Raw genomic sequence first — 20,475 nt, forward strand, 5'->3', positions numbered from 1 at the left:
CCCTCTCGTCTTCTTACCTGTTTTATTCCAAGACGGGATCTTTCGGCCAAGCGATCCAAAAGGTCGCGCCGTGATCCACCCTACCCTCACCCCACGCCCGGGCACCGAACCGCTCGCCCAGACGCCGCACGACGGTCAGTCCCAGACCCGTCCCCTCGTAGTGCTCTGCCGAGTGCAACCGGCCGAAGAGCTCGAATGCCTTGTCTTTCTGCCGCATATTGAAGCCGACCCCGTTGTCTTCGACACCGATCCAGTGCTCGTGTGCGGTCTCCTGAACGAGAATGCGGAGGCGAACCGGTGACCGGGTCCGGGTGAACTTCAGCGCGTTGGTCAGGTACTCGTGGAGAATGAGTTGGAGCACCTGACTGTCGCCCTGAACAGTCGGGAGCGGCATCTGTGAGAGCACAATGCCCCGCTCACTCAGGAGTGGCGCGAGATCTTTGCGAACCTCTTTGAGCACCTGTTCCAGATCCACGGGGCGCAGGCGAGCCCGCATGGATCGGGTCCGCATGTACCCCCTAAGCGATTCCAGGAGGCCCTGAGTCTGCTGGACGGCCAGGGCCACGTGACCCAGCGACCGCTGGCGGTCGTCTGGATGCTCCTGCCGTTCCAAGAGGTTCAGGAAATTCTGTGCCCGAGTGAGTCGGGTGCCCAGTTCACGCTCAGACGCCAGCATGACCTCTTGAAATTCCCCTTCCAGATGCCGGAGCCTCAGGGTCTGCTGTTGAATCTCACGCTCGTGCTTCTGGGCGAGATCCAACAGCGTCTGATGGGCGGCCTTGAACGCCGTCACATCAAGGGCACTGAGATGATAGAGGGCCTCTCCACCCCGGCTGGAAAGCGTTGCAGCCACCCTAAGGTCTATCGGTATGCCGTCCGGGCCCAAGAGCTGCAGTTCCGTCATCTGCCGACCCCCACCGTCGAAGACGCGTCTGAACAGGGCCTTCAGGGCGCCCTGGTGTGTTGTCGCCATCAGCGGAGCCAGAGCACGGCCCTGAAGAAATGCCGGAGTCGTCCCAAGGAGTGCTGCCGCTTGGAGGTTGGCTTCCACAATGCGGCCCTGGTTGTTCACGAGAAACGCTGGCTCAGGAGCGTCCCGGAACAAGGTGCTGGCCTGAGCTGCAGCGTCTTGGAGGGCTTGTACCTGAGCTTCAAGGAATTCGAGCCGGGCCGTCAGGGAAGGATCAGGCTGAAGAGAAGACATGGGCTCGTACGGCATGACGTCACCAGGGATATTTGGGAAAGCCCTGTACGACGTGTCAGGGGTGAACATGGAGAGTGTAGTAAGTCTGGCACAGGGAAGGAGAAGTCGGGTGTGAACGGAGCAACGGACAGGAGGAGTGATCTGGAGGAAGGGCAAGGGAGCGTCTTCATGAGGCGTGACGCCTTTCGGATGTGGAGGAGGCTCGCCTGGACGCCCCGTGTGAAGAAGGGAGGCGCGTCCCCTCGGCAGGCCGCGGGTGTGTGACCCGACATCCTGACCTTACTGTCGCGCCTGAAATCCCGCCTTCCAGCACAGGAGCGTGAATTCCAGGGGCTGAAACTGATGCTTCTTCCTTGATTTAGATCGACTTTCAATGAAGGTACGAGTGCAGTGCAGGGCAGCCCGGCCAGTTAGGACGAAAGAATAGTTGTCTCTTGGCCGTTGACCAGCACATGGTTTCGCCACATTTGTCAAAGAAAGAGAATGCTCAGCCGTTGGGAGCTCCCCCGTATCTCTAGTCAATCTTAGGCAGGTTGCGCCGAGTATTTGACACTGAAGGGCCGGGCACTCAGGAGTCATGCAAAAGGGAAGGGTTCTTCCTCTTCTGCTGACTTAGACGTTCAAATCCCAGCGCTTTCACAGTTCGTTCCCTTCATTCAACCCTGATTTGGCTGTCCTACACAGTATCCTAGCTGCTATGTCTTCTTCGCCCGGCGCAGCCACGCCGCTTTCTCTGAGTCAGCACTTGCAAGACGTGACCGAGCACTTGGCCGGGGCCCGAACCCCACAGCAAGTCTTTGACATGATCTTGCCGCTAACGTTGGAGGCTTTGGGTGCGGTGGCCGGTGTGGTGCTGTTGATCAACCCTGCAGGCGACCAGTTGAAGATCGCCGCCACCTGGGGCCATGAGACCTCAGCGCCGAGTCTTTGGCAAAATGGGCCATTTGACGACCAAACTCCTGCTGGAGCGGTGTTGGTTACCCGTGAGGCGCTGTACTTTGAGTCTGCGGCCGCGCTCAACGCTGTGTACCCCCACCTGGAAGCGCGTACCGGTGGGGTCGCCGCGGTCACGACGGCCGTGGTGCCGATTTTCCTGGAGGATCAGGCCTTGGGCAGCCTGATTTTGGACTTTACTGCTCCTCATCACTTCACCGCCGAGGAGCAGCACTTCCTGCGGATTCTCGGGGCGCAATGTGCTTTGGCCTTTAACCGGATGCGCCTGGTGGCTGACCTGCAGCAGCAGGTCCACCTCCGCACGGCGCAGCTCGAAGAGCAGGTGCGGGCTCAAGACGCCTTCGTGGCCTACACCGAAGCGGCGGGGGCAGAAACAGACGTGCTGCAGCTCGCCCAGCAAGCGGTGGGCGTGCTGACAGCGCGTTTTCCCGAGTGTTCCAGTGGGTACTACGCTCTAGAAGGCCAGCTGTGGACCCTTCAGATGCACAGCGAGGATCTGTATGCCACGCCAGAATTGCTGCACGACTTGCGCTCCGGGTTACCCTTGGATACACCCCTCTTTGCCGCAGCGGTGCAGACCGGTGAGCCGGTCTTCGTGGATGCGTGGGACGCCCAGCGGGAGCAGATAGAGCGGGCCGATATGTACGGTACGGTGGCTATCTATCCACTCAGTCAAGGCGGGACGTTGCGCGGCATGTTCGCGCTGGGCCTGAAGTGGCAGGACCGCTGGGAAGATCGCGACCGAGCGGTCTTTCGGGCCGTCGGACGGAGCTTACAACTGGCCTTAGAGCGGGCCGAGCAAGCCCGGGCCTTCCAAACTCAAAATGCGTTGCTGAACGCCCGCACCCAAGCTCTTGAAGGGTTTGCGAATCTGATTCAAGATCTGGCGTTGGAAACCGATCGTTATGCCCTCATTCGACGCGCCGAGCAAGTTGTCATGTCGCTCTTACCGGACGGTTATGCGCTGTATTACGAGCGGGAAGAGGGGCGCTGGCGGAACAAGGTGCAGACGGGGGTGCTGGGCACCGAACCCCAGCAAGCCGCTGCGCTGCAGGCGGTGGTGGATGCCGGGTTTCCCTATGATGTCCCAGAGAGCCTGACCGTTCCTTGGGCAAGCCAGCAGCCGTACTATCAGGATCAGTACAAGCGGGGAGGAGACACCGACGCGGCCTTGGTGCAGCATGTCAGTACGGTCGCCAGTCTGCCGGTGAAGGTGCACGGCAACATCATTGGCATTCTGGCCTTCGTGGTGTTTGCCTCCAATCCGTGGACACCGATCGAGAAGGCCGTGATGGAAACGGTGGTGCGCAGCCTGGGCCTCGCCTTGGAGCGGGCTCAAGGGCTCGAGAACTTGGCACAGGCGTCACGCTTCAACGAATTGATCCTGAGCAATGTGGGCGAGGGCTTGACGGGCGTGGATTTGCAGGGCTGCACGACCTTCGCCAATCCCGCGGCCCTGCAGCTCTTGGGCTACGCGGCGGCCGAATTCATCGGTCAGCCGCAACACGCTCTTATTCACCACACCCGCGCAGACGGCAGCCCGTATCCCCGCGACACCTGCCCCATCTATGCGGCGTTTACGGCCGGCCAGACCCAGACGGTGCAGGGCGATGTCTTTTGGCGCAAAGACGGCACCAGCTTCCCGGTGGAGTACACCAGCACCCCCATTCGCAATGAGGCCGGCCAAATGACTGGGGCCGTACTGGTGTTTCGGGACATCACGCAGCGTCAGCAAGCGGAGGCGGCCCTACACGACAGCCATCAGGAATTGCAGCGCAGTAACGCCGAGCTCGAGCAGTTCGCGTACATCGCTTCACACGATTTGCAGGCTCCGATCCGGACGGTGACCAGTTTCGCGGGCATAATTGAGCGCAAATACGGTTCTGCACTGGATGACCGGGGGCGGCTGTACCTGCAACAGATCGTGAACGGCGGGGAGCACATGAAACGGCTGGTGGATGATCTGCTGGCGTTCTCGCGGGTGCACACCGAACGGCGTGACCTGCAGTCCACCGATGCGGGCCAGGTGTTTGATGGGGTGGCCCAGCGGCTCCAGGACGAAGTGCCGGGAGCGGTGCTTAAACGGGGGGATTTACCTGTAGTGTTGGCGGACGCCCAACAACTGGATCGACTGTTGCAAAACCTGATGTCCAATGGGCTGAAATACCAGCGTGAGGGGAGCGTGCCTGACATTCACGTCTCGGCCCAGCGAGAGGGCCGCTTCTGGCGGTTTGCGGTGTCAGACAACGGCATTGGCATTGAGCCGCAATATTACGAGCGCATTTTTGAGATTTTCCAGCGCTTGCATGGACGGGAGACCTATGCCGGCACGGGGATTGGGCTGGCGGTGTGCAAGAAGATTGTGGAGCGGCACGGCGGGCGGCTGTGGCTGGACAGCACTCTGGGAGTAGGCAGTACGTTCTTCTTTACCCTCCCCAGCACAGGCGGTTAGCCGACGACTGATTCACGGAGAAAGGTTGGGGAGCCCTCACGTCCGCAGCTTTGGCTCTCAGGAGGCCGTTTTAGAGCTGTGCAAAAGGGAAGGGATATGCAGAGCTGAAAAGACGCTGAGGAACCCAATCAAATGAGGCCCGCACCTGAGCGAACGAACGAGGGCTACACCGGAGTGGGGCGGCGGTTCCAGTGGGGACGGCCATCCCGCGCCCGTTTCGCCGTGTACATCGCCTGATCGGCCAACCGCAACAATTGCTCTTGTTCCACCGTGTCATCCGGAAACACCGCCATGCCAATACTCCAGTTCACATCAACCGACTGACCCGCCACCACAAAGGGTACAGTGAACGCCTGTTGAACCCGCTTCATCGCCACTTCCGCACCCCGCGGCGAACGCAGGTCGGTCAACACCACCGTAAATTCATCCCCGCCCAGGCGCGCGACCAGATCACTGGTCGCCAGGGTGTCGCGCAGGCGCTGACCCACCTGCACCAGTAAGGCATCCCCTGCTGCGTGTCCCAGGGTGTCGTTGACGCCCTTGAAGCCGTTGAGATCCAGCAGTGCAAGCACCACCCGCTCCCCGGCCCGCTCCGCACGGCGCATGGCCTGCGATAAGTGTTGGCGCTGATGCATACGGTTGGGCAACCCCGTCAATGGGTCGTTGAGGGCCAGGTGACTGAGCTCGTTCACAGCGCGGCGCAGGCTGAATTCGTCCATGACCAGTGCGGCAAAATCCTCTAGGTCCGCTTCATCCTCAGCCGTGAAGGTTCGGGGCTGGCGGTCGAGCACGCACAAGGTGCCCAACTTGTGCCCGTCCGGGGTGATGAGAGGAGAACCGGCGTAAAAGCGGACATGAGGCTCACCAGTGACCGCGTCGTACAGGCGAATCCGCGGATCGAGCTGCGCATCTGGAATGACCAGGGTGCCGGGCTGCTGGATGGTCACGGCACAGATGGAATTGCCAAGAGGGGTCTGGGTGTCCTGGAGGCCGACGCGGGCTTTAAACCACTGCCGATCCGCATCAATCAGGCTGGTCAAGGCCATCGGCATGCCGAAGTGCCGTGCGGCAAGCCGCACGATCCGGTCAAACTGTGGTTCCGGGTCGGTATCGAGAATGCCGTAGCGGTAGAGGGCTTCCAGTCGCGCCTGGCTCCAAATCAGGCCGTCAGGTGGGGCTGAAGCCAGCGACGGGATCGTCATGTTGCCTCCAGTACGTTCAAGTCCTGCCACAAGGACAACGTTTAGAACGACCGAATCTTCGGGTGAGGTTGCGGGCCCGATCGAGGAGGGCAGATCCACCCCAGGTCATCTGTATTCCAAGAGGTTGACGAACACCTGCACCGAATTCGACTGTCCGAAGCCGGCGAGGTCATCCTTCACGCCCCGGTGGGTCTGCGCAACATCGGCCACCTGGTGCCGCAAAATCCCCTGGTGGAAGCAGAATCTGGGGGCGCACAGCAGTGTCCGCGAAGCAGAGCCGATGATCGAAGTGCTGAATTGCCGGGCGAATATTACATCCGTACGGGTCACGGCGAAACCTCGGTGGTCTGCGTGAAGGGTTCGCCCTCCGGATCCACGATGTGCAGGAAGGCCTGAACCACCCGTTCATCCAGCAAGACCCCGGCCTCCTGGCGAAGCTGCTCGGCAGCCTCCTGATGTGTCCATGCCTTCTTGTAAGGCCGCTCACTGGTCAGGGCGTCATAGACATCAATCACGGCAAAGACCCGGGCCGCGAGCGGAATATCCGTGCCAGCCAGACCCTTCGGGTACCCGCTGCCATTCCAGCGCTCCTGGTGGTACAGCACCACGTCCAGGGTGGTCGGCGGCAGAGAGGGAATGTGTTCCAGCATCTCGTACCCAATCCCCGGGTGCCGCTTGATCACGTCCCACTCCTCCGGTGTGAGCTTGCCCGGCTTGAGCAAGATCGCGTCGGGAATGGCAACTTTCCCCGTATCATGCAGGAACGCGCCCCAGCGCAGGGCGTCCAGGTCAGCGCCAGAGAACCCCAGAACCCGGCCCAGTTGCTCGGTGAAAGCCACCACGCGGTCGGTGTGCCCTTTGGTCTCGTAATCGCGGTACTCCAGCGCCAGACCCATGGCCCGCAGGGTCTCTTCGCGCGATTGCTGGAGTTCGTTCAAGTGAACGCTGCGCTCCACCACCCGGCTGGTCTGCTCCCCCACCCCCAGCAGCAGCCGCCGGCTATCCTCGTCCACGTCCACCGCGTCGTTCGTGCCGAACGCCAGGAAGCCGCGCAGCACCTCCCGCGTCACGATGGGCAACACCGCCAGAGAAGTCCAGATCCGTCGGGGCAAAGCCTCGGGCGGATTGAACACGGGCTCAGCTGGTCCAGCGAAGAACGCTACCTGGCGCCGCAAGGCCTGCCCAACTGCCCCCGTGCGGTGGGCTCTGGCCCACGGGGTCGTCCAAGCGAAGAGCTCGTCGGCCACCTGTCCGGCCCGAAGCGGTTTGGTCGGGCTGTTCCCATCAATGGGAAAGAAGAAGCCGTAGTCGTACGCGGTGAGATCCAGGCAGTGTTCCAGCGCGGCCTGAATCAGCTGCTCCAACGAGTCCTGGGCAGCGAAGTCCGCCGTGAGATGAACCAGGTGCTGAAAGCGGCGCAGCTGCAGGTGCAGGGTCTTCTCGGCTTCAATCCGTACCGTGACGTCGCGCGTATTGATCATCACCCCCCCAATGTCCGGATCATCAGTCGAGTTGACGCCGGTCGATTCCAGCCACACCCAGTGGCCCGCCTTGTGCTGAAAGCGGTAGGTGGCCAGGACTGGAACTTGGGAAATGACTGCTTCCTGGAAGACCTGCATCACCCGGCCGAGATCTTCCGGATGGATCCCGTCGAACGCATTGCCGCCGACCCGTTCCTCTGGCGTGTAGCCCAGCATGGGCATCATGGCCGGGCTGATGTACTGGGTCACTCCATCCAGCCCAATGATGCTGACCAGGTCGTGACTGTATTCGGTGATTTTGCGGTAGAAGCGCTCCTGCTGCTGAAGTCGCGCATTCAACTCGCTGCGCTCCAGTGCCAGGGCGCACTGAGCGGCGATGGTACGCAGGTACCGGCGTTGTGTTTCGCTCAGCGCCGCGTTCTCTGCGAACGAGAGGGTGATCGCACCCATCACGTGCCCGTTCATCCGCAGGGTGAGCACCGCATGGCTCCCACTGGTCGGCGTGAGAAGATGTTGCCACTGCGGATACAGGGACAGCCAGTCCTCACGCGTCAGGAACAGGTCTCGCCCTTCCCGAATCGCATCTGCTGCGGGGACAGGGCTCTCCAGGGGAAAGCGCCGCCACGGGCGCTCGTCACGGGCAGGATACCCCGCACTTCCCAGCACGTCCACGTGCTGCCGATCTGGATTCACCAGCATCACGCTGCCCGCACTGGCGCCCATGGATTCCAGGCCTTGGAGGAGGATGACCTGCACGACCTCGGACGTGGTGTTCGTGCTGGCCAGCACGGTGCTGAGACCTTCCAGGGCGCGGGCCCGCCGATCGGCATGAACGCGGAGAGTCGCGTCGCGGGCCTGCACGAGAATGGCGCCCATGCTGGGATCGTGCAGCAGGTTGATGGCCGTCCCTTCTAGCCAGCACCAACTCCCGTTGGCGTGCTGGAGGCGGTAAGGAGACAGGCTCACGGTGACGCCGGGCAGCAACCGCATCAGCTGCTGGGAAATGCGTTCACGGTCTTCCAGGTGGAGGGCGGTGAAGTCCACATGGTGCCCCTCAGCCGTGGGATTGCGCTCGCAGCCTAGGTGCCGCTGAACGGACGGGCTCTGATACAGGATGCGGCCGTCCCGGTCGAACAGGGTAATCAGGTCAGCACTGTACTCGATCAGGGCCTGAAAAGGTGCGGTGCTACCGGACAGGGGGCTGAAGATCAATGGCGTGGTGGGGGAATCAGTCACATGAACCTCCATTCTGTGCTCCCCCAGCAAGACCTAGAGGTTGTGAGCGACATGAAGATGACATGAAGTCTCTCACTTTGCTCTTACATTGGGTGACCGCAAGAACGAAGTTGTGGCTATCCGGTTGGCTAGATCCAGGTTGACCAGAGCGTGGGTTCCCTCCCGGCCTCGTCACAACGTTCTGAGCAAGTTGGCAGTCTCGATCACGGCTAGCACGGCCTCTATGCCCTTGTTCCCAGCCTTGGTACCCACGCGCTCGTGGCTGATCAGGGTACCGCGCTCTTGGAGCAGTTCTTGCACACTGCGCGAGATCGCTTGCGCGTGTGTTCATTCCGATGTCGAAGGCATCAATCGGAGCCGCTATAGCCGAAGTGAGGAAGCACAGGCGGTCGCCTTCCTAAGATCATGCAAAAAGGGAAGGCTTCTGCCGTTAATAGCGAGGACTCAGGCTACTGGTTATACCAAGATGGTTTCGGCAGTGGTTGCCCTGATACCGTTCTCCACCAAGATCTCTGGCACCTTCATTTGCAGGAATTCTACTTCCAACAGCGGACGCAGGAGCATCTGCTCTCCGGGATTCCTCAAGTGAGGCACGAATCCTGGTGTAACCAGCGATTGCTTTTTAACCTCGAGTGCTAGGGGATATGCAGCGAGACATGAAAAGGCGGAAGCTCGGGTATGGCTACCAACGAACTTCCGCTGGCTCAGCATAGCGTTGAAGACTTGTTCACGCTCATTTACGTGTACGTCGATGATGATGTGCAAGCCGCTGCGTGCAGCGGCTTGTTTGTCTTGCCACAAGAGCCCAATCAGAAAGGCAGTTACAGCGAAGTCATGACCATGGCGTTGGTCGGGGAGCTGCTCGGTGAAGTGTCCGCACAGAAGTGGTGAGGGCAGGGACGTTCCACGGATCGGGCCTTGTTTCCCTGTTTGCCAGACCGCACCCGGTACCTTCGAATTCAGCTCAATCTTGAAACCATTGATGCCGACCTCGCCCTGAGATTGCCTCATTTTGACGAAGAAACCGTGTATGTGATTGACAGCAAACCGCTGGCCTGCTGCAAGGGGACGCGCTATGCGCGACCCCGAGCCATGACCGAGGCAGGGAGTGGACGAGGCGGACATGGTGGGTACAGCGTCAGAGGACGCTTTTACGGCTTTAAGCTGCACGCCGTGATTGACGATCATGGAATGATTGTCCGCTTTGCTCTGGCCGCTGGAAATGAAAGTGATCCACCGCTCGCCCGCACGTTATTGGCCGAGAGTGAGGGCACATTGGTACTGGGTGATCGGGGGTACCAAGGCTGTGGGGTCTACGCACAACCCAAGAGCAACATGAAGCAACCGCGCCCCTGGTGGGGCGCGATGGGTTGGCTCAGAAAGACAATAGAAACAGTATTTTCTCGTTTAGATCGATCTTTTCATTGAATGCTTCCACAGCTCAATTCCTTCCGGTCTATTCGCGCCCATGTCTGCCGAAAAATTGCCGCTCACAATTTGGCCCTGTTTTTTGGTGGTCTTTGACCCCCTAGCACTCGAGGTTTTTAGTTAAAGGTCAACTTGAACCTGGCAGAGGTGGGTGAACTGAGCCTTTCTGGAAAGGAGACCGATCGTACATCTCAAGATGCTGCAATGGTTGAATGATGTCAGACACTCTCTTCGTGGGAAGTGGAACAGACCTTGCAGAGCGTCTCGAGCGTCTTCGCCTCTGGGACGCGCAGATTGAGGCTTGGCGTTTGGAAATAGCCTCACGGCAATTTGAACGGAAGGCGGTAGCCGTGGAGCGGCGTTGGCAACAGGCCAGAGCGAAGGCCAGAGTGGGCCGCCGTTGACCACACAGCTGGTCAAGTGAACAGGTGCTCAACGTGTCAGTAGCCATTTCCAGGCCAAACAGCTGCGTGGTGCTGACGTCAAGACCGACAACCCATATGGACGCTTAGAAATGTCCACAGAGCGTTGTCAACCCGGTCGGGTCGTAGCGGAGGGTGTCCAAGCCCGTACGCCCCAAATAAGGTTGCGCTGATCGGAGAGGCCTTAAGCTGGCCAGGGGGCTGGACAAAACCATCTCAAAAACCTTACGGACAGGCCTACGGGTCCGAGTGGACGTGACAAGCCTGACGTCCTGCCGCTCAACCCGAAAAGCGAATGGGTCAGCCTCCTGTCGAATGTTCTGCTCCTGCAGTTAGCTGCTGAACTCCTTATTCCAGGGACTCTTGCCGGAAAATGACACGGCGTACCACTTGCCTGTGCTGCAGAGCTTGCTGCCTTTCCGCCTGCACGCGCTGCGCTGCTTCCTCTTGCCCAGTCTCACCCAGCTGTTTTCCCAAGTGTTCTAACAGCATCACCTGCTCATCCATCGCGCGTACCGCCGACCACAGGGAGTCCTCGACCATCTGGCGGACTCCAGAAATCAAGCTGCCTGACGTGAAGGCATGCCCGGTGTGACAACGGAAGCGTGTGAGCTGACCTTCCTTGATCTGTACCATGACGCCGTGGCAGTCCGGACAAGTAAAGGGGGAGATCGGTCCATGGTTGAGGATGCCCGACTCCAAGCCAGCGTCCTCCTTGGCAATACTCAGCTCGACACTCAGGCGGTGGCGTTCCACTTCATTCATGCTGTCCTTCTTCTCACTTGCATTGAGGCTGTCTCCCCAAGAACTGAGCCAGGCGGCGATCTCCTGAACCGACAAGATCTCGTCCACTTCAATCTGCCGGAGTGCACTGAGTGGCATTTCTGGGTACTCGGCCTCTTCAGGACGCTGCACGATGGCCGTCCCGCCACACTGTTTCACCGCCCAGAGGCCAGAGGTGCCGTCATCCTGCATGCCCGACAACACGACGCCTGCCACGCGTGGCCCGTGGCTGTAAGCCGCTGAACGAAATAAGACGTCGATGCTTGGCCGTGAGCGGTTTTCACGTGGTCCGCGTGAGAGTTTGAGGGTGCTGTGGTGGGTCAGCAGGTGGTGGTTCGGGGGCGCAACGTAAATGTGTCCGCCCTGTAACTCTTCGCCGTCCTCGGCGGGCTTGGCAGGGAGTGGTCCAGCTTGATGAAGCAGTTCCGACAACACACTCGGTTGATCTGGTGGGAGATGCACCACCACCAGCACGGCCGCTGGGAAATGCGCGGGCAACCCAGCCACCAGTTGCAGCAGGCCGCTCAGCGCTCCAGCTGAGCCGCCGATCACGACCAGTGGCAGCCCGTTCGAGTGAGCAGTTTCGCCGTTCACCTGAGCTCCTTCCTGAGGAGATCTTTGGGGAGACTGAGCCAGAAGGTTGCGCCCTCACCAGGGGTACCTTCGGCCCAGACGCGTCCTCCATGCCGGTGGATCACCCGCTGCACGAGCGCCAGCCCAACGCCGCTTCCCTCAAACTCCTCTTGACGGTGCAGCCGCTGAAACATGGTGAACAACCGGCTCTTCTGACGCATATTGAACCCCACCCCGTTGTCGCGCATGCTGATGATGAACTCCTGCTCGTCTTCGCGGGCCTGGACACTGATCTGTGCGGGGGTGCGGCCCCGCGTAAATTTGAGTGCGTTTCCTAACAGGCTCGCAAACACGAGTTTCAAGGCCAAGCTGTCTCCCTGAACGGTGGGTAACTCATGAACCGTGACTTGGACGTCACGCCCATCCAAATCAGCGGCGAGGTCTTGCCGAACCTCCCGGATCACGCGTTCGAGTTGAACCGGTTGAAAGCGCATGCGTCCCTGACTCACCCGGAACAGGGTCAGTAAGGCGCTGAGCTGCTCTTCCATCCGGTTCACCGAATGTTCGACGTGCTGCACGTACCGTTCCTGCTGCTCTTCCAGTGGCCGCAACTGCTTCGCGAGCAGCCCTGTAAAGCTGCGAATGTGCCGCAAAGGCGTGGTCAGATCATGGGTCAAGGCGTAAACAAACGTTTCAAGCTCCGTGTTCAGTTCCTGAATATGCTGGGTTCGCTGCTGGACTTGATCTTCCAGGGACGCATTGAGACGCGACACCTCCTCTTGCGCCTGACGCTGTGGCGTGATGTCCGTCACCGTCAAGCGGCTCAAGAGGCTCTGTCCGTCCGCTCCCCGAATCGCTTCGCCCCGCAGCTGAACCGCAAAGCGCGTGCCCTGAACACCGATCAGCCACACTTCGGCAGTCCAAGGCCCAGGCCGCTCCCAGACGCGCCGCAGGAAGAGAGAAAAGGTACTGACGTCAGCAGGATCCAGGAATGAGGAGAGCCGCCGACGGAGGAGCCTGGGGCGCTCCATGCCCAGCAGCTGACACAGCGTGAGATTGACGCGTTGAATGGCACCATTCCGATCCAGCGTGAGGTAGCCCACGGGGGCAAAGTCAAACAGTTCTTGATACTCTTGCCGCGCGTCCTCAAGCTCGGTATTGATCCGGCCCAGCTCATCGTTCTGAAGTCGCAGCTCAATCTGATGCAGCTGCAGTTCCTGCCGCTCGCGGTGGAGTTCCTGAAGCACCGCCGCCGGATCTTCCGACACGAGATGTAAGGAGGGAGGCGGGCGCGCCTGAAGTTCGAGTTCTGCTTGTGCACGGATGCGTTCGATCTGTTCGGCGTCATCGCTCATACTTAGACCTTCCAAGAGTTGCGTCGTTGTGCAGAGTCGGAAGGATTGGCGTGGTCGCTTGTCCTACTGCCGATGATGCTGTTGCACTTGAGACTAAGCCTACAGAAGGTTGGAGGGCTGAGGAACCAAGATAACCCAATGCATTAATAATGATGTCGGGCGGTTGGGGCGTGAGAGACTTGGGTAGGCTAAGGGCCAGCCGTGCGGAGACACCCGCTTTCTAGAGCCTATAGTCCAGGGAACCTCCTATGTCAGACGAACAACCTCCATCTGAAGCGCCCGCCTCCCTGTCCGAGCCGCAGACGCCTTCGGGGGCTCGGCCCAGCAGTATTGTCGGCATCGGGGGATCTGCGGGCGCGCTGGATGGGTATGAGCGCTTTTTCCTCAGTCTGCCAGCGAAGAGCGGCATGGCCTTTGTCGTGGTTCCACACCTTGATCCGCAGCATCAAGGACTGATGCCTCACATTTTGCAACGCTGCACGAGCATGCCCGTGATTCAAATTCAGGACGGGATGGCAGCCCAACCAGACCAGGTCTACGTGATTCCGCCCGGACACAGCCTCACGCTGATGAACAGTGTGCTGCTCTTGGATGACCTTGAGCGGGCGAAAGGCAAGGTCATTGATCATTTTTTCGAGTCGCTCGCGGTAGACCAAGGCGAGCGAGCGGTGGGCATCATCTTGTCAGGCATGGGCAGTGACGGTACGCACGGCGTGCAGGTCATCCGGGAACATTTTGGGCTGGTCATGGTGCAAGATCCGCAGACCGCAGAGTACCCGGCCATGCCCCGCAGCGCTGCCGAAACTCAGCTCACCAGTGAAGTGCTGCCTGCTGAGGAATTGGCGCCAAGGCTGTATACCCTCGTCACTCAGAAGGCGACGTTGCGTCCAGAGGACATGTCAGCGGCCGACGGTCAGGCAGGTGTCCCACTTCAGAAGATCTTGCGTCTGATCCGGGCAAGCACTGGACAGGATTTCACCCGCTACAAGCGGAGTACGCTGGTGCGGCGGATCGACCGCCGCATGAAAAACCATCAGATTGAAGGCATCAGTCAGTATGTGCAACTTTTACAAGATGCTCCAGAAGAAGTTCAAGCGCTGTTTCAGGATTTCACCATCAATGTCACGAGCTTCTTCCGTGATGTCGACGCCTTTGACAAACTTAAAGCACACTTGCGCAACTATATCCCAAGTCACAAGCGAGATCTGGACAACCTGCGGGTATGGGTGGCAGGCTGCTCGACGGGCGAGGAAGCCTACTCGGTCGCCATCGTGCTGCACGAGCTGATGGAAGAACTCAAGGAGGAGTTGGGCTTCAGGGTACAGATCTTTGCCACCGACATTGATCTGGAGGCTCTCGAAAAAGCCCGTTCCGGGGTCTACCCACGCGAGATCGAGTACGTCATTTCTCCAGAGCGGTTGCAGCGTGCCTTCGAGCAGTTTGAGGATGGCTACCAGGTGCGTCCAGAGATTCGGAGCCTCGTCACCTTCGCCCTTCACAACACGTTCGGTGATCCCCCCTTTACTCGGCTCGATCTGCTGTGTTGCCGGAATATGCTGATCTACATCTCCGGTGAGCTGCAAACTGAAATCATGTCGGTGTTTCATTTTGCCTTACGTCCAGAAGGGCTTTTGTTCCTGGGGACCAGTGAAACAGCTGGACAGGATCGGGACCGCTTCAGCGTGCTGGACCAGCGCTGGAAAATCTACGGCCGGGGAGAAGGAGCGCCGACTCCATTACCGGTTGGACAATTCTTCAGCCCCACCAATTTGGCTCTCCCGATTGCGCGGGGTGTCCCGTCAGCGGCACGCCCCACGAAAACCGGAGATCTGGCACAATTCGCTCAGGACTTGTTGCTTGCCCACCACGCGCCGCCTGCTGTACTGGTCAACGAGTCGGGAGACATTCTGTTCGTTCACGGCCCAACTGCCCGGTATCTGGAATTGCCGGGAGGGACGGCGCCCATCAATGTCTTTGAAATGGGTCGCGGTAGCTTGCGCTACGAGCTTCCCGCCGCTGTGCGGCAGGCCATCACAGAGCGCCGTGAAGTGCGGCGCACAGACTTACCTGTTGAAGTGGAAGGAACTCTGCGCGCCGTAGATATCACGGTTCGTGCAGTGCAGGGGCGCATACCCGCCCTGGTGATGATCGAATTTCACGAACGTGGAGATGGACGCACTCTGCAAGTTATGCCAGAGCAGATGGATCCCTTCCTGAGCTTGCAGCGCGAACTGCAGTACAGCAAGGAGACATTGCAGGCCACAGTGGAGGAAAGGGGGGTGTCACTGGAGGAACTGAGGACGACCAACGAAGAACTTCAGACGACCAATGAGGAACTTCAGAGTACCAATGAGGAGCTCACGACCTCCAAAGAAGAACTTCAGTCGCTCAACGAGGAACTGACGACCATCAATGCAGAGCACCACCGCGTCATTCATGACCTTGCTCAGGTCAACGATGACCTGAAGAACCTACTGGACAGTGCAGGGATCGCGACCGTATTCCTTGACAACAACCTGAGAATCAAACGCTTTACGCCCCGCATTTCGCAGGTCATCAACCTGATGCCTGTGGACGTGGGACGTCTGATCAGCGATATCACCGTCAATTTGAACTACGATGCCCTCACTCAGAACATCACGCAGGTGCTCGACACCTTGGAAGGCTTTGAAACGCAGGTGCAGAGCAAAAGCGGCCAGTGGTACTTGATGCGCATCAGCCCTTACCGCACTTCAGACCACTTCATTGACGGCGTCGTGGTCGCCTTTACCAATATCGACTTGATGAGGGCGCTGGAGCAGCGGATGCAGGACACCGCTGCTTACGTGGAACGGATCCTCAACAGTATCCATGATCCGCTGCTGGTTTTGGATGATCAGTTGCGTGTGCTGAGTGTCAACCGGGCCTCGCTCAACTTGTTCAAGACCCCCGAGAGACACCTGATTGGCGAGTACCTGTACAACGTGGGCAATTCTTTGCTGGACACAGTAGAACTTATGGCACTGTTGCAGGATGTCATCGTCACTGAGCAGCCCATCACCCAGCGTGTGATTGATGTTCAGGTACCGCACCTCGGGCCGCGCCAGATGAAAGTTGAGGTGGATCCCCTCGTCAATGGTGACAGCGTCTCGGTGCTGCTCAAGCTGGAAGACGTGACCGACTTGCTGCGCCGTGCAGATCTGGAGAGCGAGAACCTTATGGGGGACGCCCCTGACCTTGGCAGCACTTCGTGAGTCACTGCACCAACGGTTCTCCGTCGCTGAGGGGAGTCTGCGTGAGCGCCAATTGGTGCAGTACTTTCGCTCGCTGCTCTACCCAGCGGGCCTGACGGAGCAACGCCTCCGCCCGCGTGCCGGAAAGCTGTTGACTGAGGCGCTCCAACAGCAGGATGCCTTCCTCCATTGCGCGCTGGGTCTGGTAGAGCTTGTCTTCGATGGTTTCAGACAACTCAGTCAACAAGGTATGAGAGGTGTAGGCATGGCCAGTGTGACAGCGGAAGCGTAACCCTTCTCCTTCCTGAATCTGCACCATGGCACCGTGACATTCGGGGCAAGTGAACGGTGTATAGGATCCGAACTGCCCCACACTTGCTGGAGACTTTGGTCCCTCAGCCGCGATATGGACTTCCATCGCCAACCGTTCCCGTTGCTGTTCATCCATAGCAGCCTCCATCTGATAAAGAGTAGAGTCTTGAACCAATTGTGCCAGCAGTGGGCCCATCTCCTGAGCACGGACCTGATAATTCACTTCCACCTGTTCAAGGGCGTGGCGCGGCATCGCATCGAAGGCCGCGTCTTGAGGATCTTGCACGACCGCCACTCCACCCAGCCTCTTGATATTCCAGAGACCTGAGGTGCCGTCATCTAACACACCAGACAGCACAACGCCGATGACATGGGGCGCGCGAGTATGCGCTGCAGAGCGGAATAAGGCGTCCACAGCGGGTCGAAATCGGTTTTCTTTCGGCCCTTTCTTGACTCCCAGACGGTCTCCTTCCACCAGCAAATGATGGTCAGGTGGGGCGATGTAAATATGTCCAGGTTGGAGGAGCTCCCCGTCACGCGGGTGAAGGGCGGGGAGTGGCCCGGCGCGGCTGAGGATGGCGGGCAGAGTACTGGGATGGTGAGCGTTCAGATGCAGAACAACGCAGATGGCGGCCGGAAATTCCTGAGGAAGGCCAGCGACCAAGGCTTGAAGGGCCTCTATACCCCCAGCAGAGGCTCCAATGACGACAATAGGATCAGTCAGCATATGGTCTCTATTGTGACGCGTGGCCAGCAGTAGGTTCTGTTGAGCGACCAAACCGCGCCATAGGGTGGAGGAGCTTCAATCTTGACGGAAGTTGTGTGTCTCACTGTGGAGATGGGCGAGCACAGTTGCACTTCTTTTTAAGCGGGTATCGCTGGCTGCCAATTTAAGGGAACTTTGACGCAGCAGTTCCTCTGTCTCAGCAACCTCCTGCCGATATTTTAAAATCGAGCAATGAAGCTCGCTGAGGTGAGCTTGGACAATTGCGTTGGGGAAAGCATCAGGCTCATGGGAAAACAGGCTGTCAGTGGTCATGGGTTCATCCCGCACGTGGAACGTGCAGTTGAAGGAGTCGGGAGACCTGCTCACATTGTGAGCGTAGAAACAATCTTCAAACACGGACGGACCGTTACAGTTCCATGACTGCTACAGCTACCCCAAAGATTGGAGCGCTCAGTCAGACTGCATTGTCGATGGCCGAGGTGGCTTCAGACTACCTGAGGTAAAGGGTGTTGTGATGCGGATTACATAAGGTCATGCCCTGAGGAAAAGTAATAAAGACCTCTGGCACTTCAACAAGGTCAACCGACATTTTTTGTGATTCCCGAAAAAAGCTGGCTGGGGCGCACTTTTGATCCCAAATTGGGGTATGAGCCCAAAGCACCGCGCTCCAGAGGCATTTATTCTGACATCCTCACTTCCTTTTCAAGATCGCAACATCGGGCCTCGTTTGAGGTGTGCCTGAATCGCGCCCTGCATCTGGTGGTCACTTCGCGGTACTGCCCATTTTGCGTTGATGAATGCCAGGGTGGCCGTGTCCGCAGGTGGGCTGAGCACTATGCCGCTGAACGTTATCTTAGGACTCTTCATGGGCAAACCCTTGAGGGTCGTGGGCGTGGCTGGCAGCACGTTTAAGTGCCGCTGTGTCAAGTGGCCCCAGATGATCGGCGTGGGACTGCTGGCAGGCATCGGCTTCATCATGAGCTTGTTCGTCTCGAATTTGGCCTTCGATGATTTGGTCTTATTGATTGAGGCCAAACTGGGTGTCTTGTTGGCCTACGTGCTGGCCGCAGTGTTCAGCGCAGGCTGCCTGATCTTGGTCATCGCAAGGAGGGAGAAACTGCATGACCAAGAATACGTCGATGTCTTAGCGGGAGCGTGCAAAGGGGAAGGGATTCTGCTGGCGAATTCAGGCGACACACAGTTGAGCGAAGCGCGAGAGCCTGGTTCTGATGGGTCGATCCCCGTCCAGCCGGGCACAGAGCCGAACCGCATGGATTGCCAGGGCAGTCAACACCTGCTGAAGAGACGTTTTTGCACTCCTTGATACCGACCATCCCTGAGTCCGAAGGCTCGAACTCCCTGTGGAAGCGTGCCCTCAATGCCCGCGCGCCGCTGGGCGCGTAAATGGCCGCCTCATCACTCCAGGGGTTGCCTGCATGAGTTATGTATGTCAGTGGTGTAAAATTCATTGAACATCATGTGAAACAGGGGTTCAATGAAACAAGGGCACGACCCCTCTTTTACCAGCCCGCGAGGGCCTCATCGAGGGCTTGGTCGCTCCATTTGGCGTAGATGCGGGTGGTTTCGATGCTGCTGTGGCCGAGGTGGCGGGCAGCGTACTCGAGGCTGCCGGTTTGCCGAACGAGGCGGGTGCCCGCGTAGTGCCGGAAGGCATGCCAGCCTCGGTAGCGGGTTTCGGCCCTTTTGGCAATGACCTGCAAGCGTTGGCGGGCAGCGGTCTGTGTGCCACCAATCACAGCTTCCGCTCGAGGCAAGACTTGCAGGGCAGCAATCAGGGTGCGGGTGAGGGTCACGCGGCGGGTTTTGTCACCTTTGCCGTGCTGAACGGTTAGGACGCCACCGGGCAGGTCAAGGTCGTTCCAAGTCAACTGCAGGGCTTCTTCAATGCGGAGGCCACCGTGAGCGCAGAGGAGAATGAGGGCTCGGTCGCGGGGAGCGGCCATCTTGAGCAGGGCCTGGACTTCATGGTCGGTGTAGGGCTGGCGTTTGTCCCAGGGTGCAGTCTTGTCTTGAACTGGGCGAGCATCACTGAAGGGATCGAGGGCAGTAGCACCAGCCCAACGAAGGGCGCGGAAGAGGGCCCGAGCGGCGGCGAGCTGAACGCGAATGCTGGAGGGTGCCAAACCTGTGACTTCGAGTGACCGTATATAAAGGGCCCCAGCATCCCGTTCGGGTCGAATGAGGCTGAAGCCGGTTCGATCAGCATGCTGAAGAAGTTTGCCTATGCCTTCCCGATACGCACGGGCGGTTCGGGCGGACAGGCCCGCGCCTGCAGACCCATACAGAGAGGTGTGGGCTTCGGTCAGCGACCAGAGTAATTCTGGATCTAACTGTTGGGCAGCGACGATGGCTCGACGGCGGCGTTCCTCGGAGGTGAGATCAGTCCAGCCTCTAGCAGCAGCGAGGGCGTCGCCTTGGAAGCGAACGAGGGCGAGGTTGGGATCAGAGGTGGTCATCGACCTGATCAGATTAGCTTATGCTAACAGGTCTTAGCGAAAGGGAACGGATTTGGTGGCGAGAAGCATGTCTCTGCGGCAAACTCATCGTGAACCGTTCAAGGTTGGTTGTGGGTCAGCGTGAGGGCCGCTGTAATTTCAGGGCCTGAAGGTCACGGCCAAAGCCCCTGAACGGGCTGAGCGGGTGCTGCAAGCGTGGTTGCGGGAACGGGCCGAGCAGGTGCTGGCCGAGCGGATGGAGCGTTGCCTGGAGAGGGCGTCGCACTACGGCATCCAGCACAGTGGTGAGTTCCGCCTGCGCAGTATGGCGACCCAGTGGGGCAGTTGCAGCCGGACAGGCAGGCTCACCTTCAATCCGCTGCTGATCCAGGCGCCCAAGGAATGCATCGATTACGTGCTGCTGCACGAGCTGTGTCACACCCTTGAATTCAGTCACTCCCGGGCCTATTACGCGCTCCTCGGCCGGGTCTTGCCAGACTGGAAAGCCAAACGGGCGCGACTCAATCGACTGGTCGAGTTGCCCGGTTCCTTGCTTTAGGAGCGGATTCGGGCGAACGGGATCACTGGTATGCTCGAGAGATAGACACCACCCGGATTGCCCATATTCACCAGCAACTCGCCGACATTCGCGACCAGGGGATCGAAGCCTTTGGAGCG

General features: G+C 59.2%; 15 protein-coding genes and 2 pseudogenes. 5 read left to right on the plus strand and 12 right to left on the minus strand.

Translation table 11 applies throughout. The features are described from left to right. Positions 1 to 22: 22 nt before the first annotated feature. Positions 23 to 1,219, minus strand: a complete 1,197-nt coding sequence (locus M1R55_RS31460; protein WP_249396879.1) for an ATP-binding protein — start codon at positions 1,217 to 1,219, stop codon at positions 23 to 25. A 682-nt stretch (positions 1,220 to 1,901) separates the two neighbouring features. Here M1R55_RS31460 and M1R55_RS31465 point away from each other — a divergent pair. After that, the gene (locus M1R55_RS31465; protein ID WP_249396880.1) at positions 1,902 to 4,610 is read left to right on the plus strand and encodes an ATP-binding protein; all 2,709 of its coding nucleotides are present in this window, start codon (positions 1,902 to 1,904) and stop codon (positions 4,608 to 4,610) included. 164 nt (positions 4,611 to 4,774) lie between these two features. On the opposite strand, the gene M1R55_RS31470 is transcribed toward M1R55_RS31465, so the two are convergent. From M1R55_RS31470 to M1R55_RS31490, 5 genes are all read right to left on the minus strand, one after another. After that, the gene (locus M1R55_RS31470) at positions 4,775 to 5,812 is read right to left on the minus strand and encodes a sensor domain-containing diguanylate cyclase (RefSeq protein ID WP_249396881.1); all 1,038 of its coding nucleotides are present in this window, start codon (positions 5,810 to 5,812) and stop codon (positions 4,775 to 4,777) included. A gap of 105 nt (positions 5,813 to 5,917) precedes the next feature. Further along, positions 5,918 to 6,142, minus strand: coding sequence for a hypothetical protein (locus M1R55_RS31475; protein ID WP_249396882.1), 225 nt, complete (start codon positions 6,140 to 6,142; stop codon positions 5,918 to 5,920). Continuing rightward, complete coding sequence (locus M1R55_RS31480; RefSeq protein ID WP_249396883.1) at positions 6,139 to 8,529, minus strand: HD domain-containing phosphohydrolase; 2,391 nt, start codon at positions 8,527 to 8,529, stop codon at positions 6,139 to 6,141. The genes M1R55_RS31475 and M1R55_RS31480 overlap by 4 nt, the downstream gene beginning before the upstream one ends. A gap of 171 nt (positions 8,530 to 8,700) precedes the next feature. Then, a complete protein-coding gene (locus tag M1R55_RS31485) occupies positions 8,701 to 8,829 on the minus strand; it encodes a hypothetical protein (RefSeq protein WP_371827358.1) in 129 nt (42 codons plus the stop codon). Positions 8,830 to 8,985: 156 nt separating this feature from the next. Further along, positions 8,986 to 9,540 (minus strand): hypothetical protein, encoded by a 555-nt coding sequence (locus M1R55_RS31490; RefSeq protein WP_249396884.1) that lies wholly within the window; start codon positions 9,538 to 9,540, stop codon positions 8,986 to 8,988. Between the two features lie 21 nt (positions 9,541 to 9,561). Between M1R55_RS31490 and M1R55_RS31495 the strand changes: the two genes are divergently transcribed. After that, positions 9,562 to 9,957, plus strand: coding sequence for a transposase (locus M1R55_RS31495; RefSeq protein WP_249396885.1), 396 nt, complete (start codon positions 9,562 to 9,564; stop codon positions 9,955 to 9,957). A 770-nt stretch (positions 9,958 to 10,727) separates the two neighbouring features. On the opposite strand, the gene M1R55_RS31500 is transcribed toward M1R55_RS31495, so the two are convergent. Beyond that, complete coding sequence (locus M1R55_RS31500; protein ID WP_249396886.1) at positions 10,728 to 11,756, minus strand: chemotaxis protein CheB; 1,029 nt, start codon at positions 11,754 to 11,756, stop codon at positions 10,728 to 10,730. Beyond that, positions 11,753 to 13,090 (minus strand): ATP-binding protein, encoded by a 1,338-nt coding sequence (locus tag M1R55_RS31505; RefSeq protein ID WP_249396887.1) that lies wholly within the window; start codon positions 13,088 to 13,090, stop codon positions 11,753 to 11,755. The genes M1R55_RS31500 and M1R55_RS31505 overlap by 4 nt, the downstream gene beginning before the upstream one ends. Positions 13,091 to 13,338: 248 nt before the next feature. Here M1R55_RS31505 and M1R55_RS31510 point away from each other — a divergent pair, with 248 nt between their 5' ends. Next, entirely contained in the window at positions 13,339 to 16,323 is a 2,985-nt protein-coding gene (locus M1R55_RS31510; protein WP_249396888.1) for a CheR family methyltransferase, read from the plus strand. 1 nt (position 16,324) lies between these two features. Here M1R55_RS31510 and M1R55_RS31515 read toward each other — a convergent pair whose 3' ends face one another. Both M1R55_RS31515 and M1R55_RS31520 read right to left on the minus strand, forming a co-directional pair. Continuing rightward, positions 16,325 to 17,341 carry a chemotaxis protein CheB gene (locus M1R55_RS31515; protein WP_249396889.1) on the minus strand — a complete coding sequence of 339 codons (1,017 nt, stop codon included), beginning with the start codon at positions 17,339 to 17,341 and terminating at the stop codon, positions 16,325 to 16,327. 75 nt (positions 17,342 to 17,416) lie between these two features. Continuing rightward, on the minus strand, positions 17,417 to 17,653 hold the full coding sequence (locus M1R55_RS31520; protein WP_249396890.1) for a hypothetical protein: 237 nt from the start codon (positions 17,651 to 17,653) through the stop codon (positions 17,417 to 17,419). A gap of 523 nt (positions 17,654 to 18,176) precedes the next feature. On the opposite strand from M1R55_RS31520, the pseudogene M1R55_RS31525 reads away from it, so the two are divergent. Next, a pseudogene (locus M1R55_RS31525) lies at positions 18,177 to 18,362 on the plus strand (Na+/H+ antiporter NhaA); the annotation flags it as partial. A 165-nt stretch (positions 18,363 to 18,527) separates the two neighbouring features. On the opposite strand, the pseudogene M1R55_RS31530 reads toward M1R55_RS31525, so the two are convergent. Further along, positions 18,528 to 18,751: pseudogene (locus M1R55_RS31530) on the minus strand (transposase); the annotation flags it as partial. Between the two features lie 110 nt (positions 18,752 to 18,861). Further along, positions 18,862 to 19,818: a site-specific integrase gene (locus M1R55_RS31535; protein ID WP_249396891.1), complete on the minus strand. Its 957-nt coding sequence runs from the start codon at positions 19,816 to 19,818 to the stop codon at positions 18,862 to 18,864. A gap of 145 nt (positions 19,819 to 19,963) precedes the next feature. On the opposite strand from M1R55_RS31535, the gene M1R55_RS31540 reads away from it, so the two are divergent. Further along, positions 19,964 to 20,356: a M48 family metallopeptidase gene (locus M1R55_RS31540; RefSeq protein WP_371827361.1), complete on the plus strand. Its 393-nt coding sequence runs from the start codon at positions 19,964 to 19,966 to the stop codon at positions 20,354 to 20,356. Positions 20,357 to 20,475 lie beyond the last annotated feature (119 nt).

Origin of the sequence: Deinococcus sp. QL22 (assembly GCF_023370075.1) — a bacterium.
Classification (GTDB): domain Bacteria; phylum Deinococcota; class Deinococci; order Deinococcales; family Deinococcaceae; genus Deinococcus.

Coding starts and splice junctions, on each gene's coding strand:
- M1R55_RS31460 (WP_249396879.1), bottom strand. CDS start 1,219: ATGCCGTACGAGCCCATGTCTTCTCTTCAGCCTGATCCTTCCCTGACG.
- M1R55_RS31465 (WP_249396880.1), top strand. CDS start 1,902: ATGTCTTCTTCGCCCGGCGCAGCCACGCCGCTTTCTCTGAGTCAGCAC.
- M1R55_RS31470 (WP_249396881.1), bottom strand. CDS start 5,812: ATGACGATCCCGTCGCTGGCTTCAGCCCCACCTGACGGCCTGATTTGG.
- M1R55_RS31490 (WP_249396884.1), bottom strand. CDS start 9,540: ATGAGGCAATCTCAGGGCGAGGTCGGCATCAATGGTTTCAAGATTGAG.
- M1R55_RS31505 (WP_249396887.1), bottom strand. CDS start 13,090: ATGAGCGATGACGCCGAACAGATCGAACGCATCCGTGCACAAGCAGAA.
- M1R55_RS31510 (WP_249396888.1), top strand. CDS start 13,339: ATGTCAGACGAACAACCTCCATCTGAAGCGCCCGCCTCCCTGTCCGAG.
- M1R55_RS31515 (WP_249396889.1), bottom strand. CDS start 17,341: ATGCTGACTGATCCTATTGTCGTCATTGGAGCCTCTGCTGGGGGTATA.
- M1R55_RS31520 (WP_249396890.1), bottom strand. CDS start 17,653: ATGACCACTGACAGCCTGTTTTCCCATGAGCCTGATGCTTTCCCCAAC.
- M1R55_RS31535 (WP_249396891.1), bottom strand. CDS start 19,818: ATGACCACCTCTGATCCCAACCTCGCCCTCGTTCGCTTCCAAGGCGAC.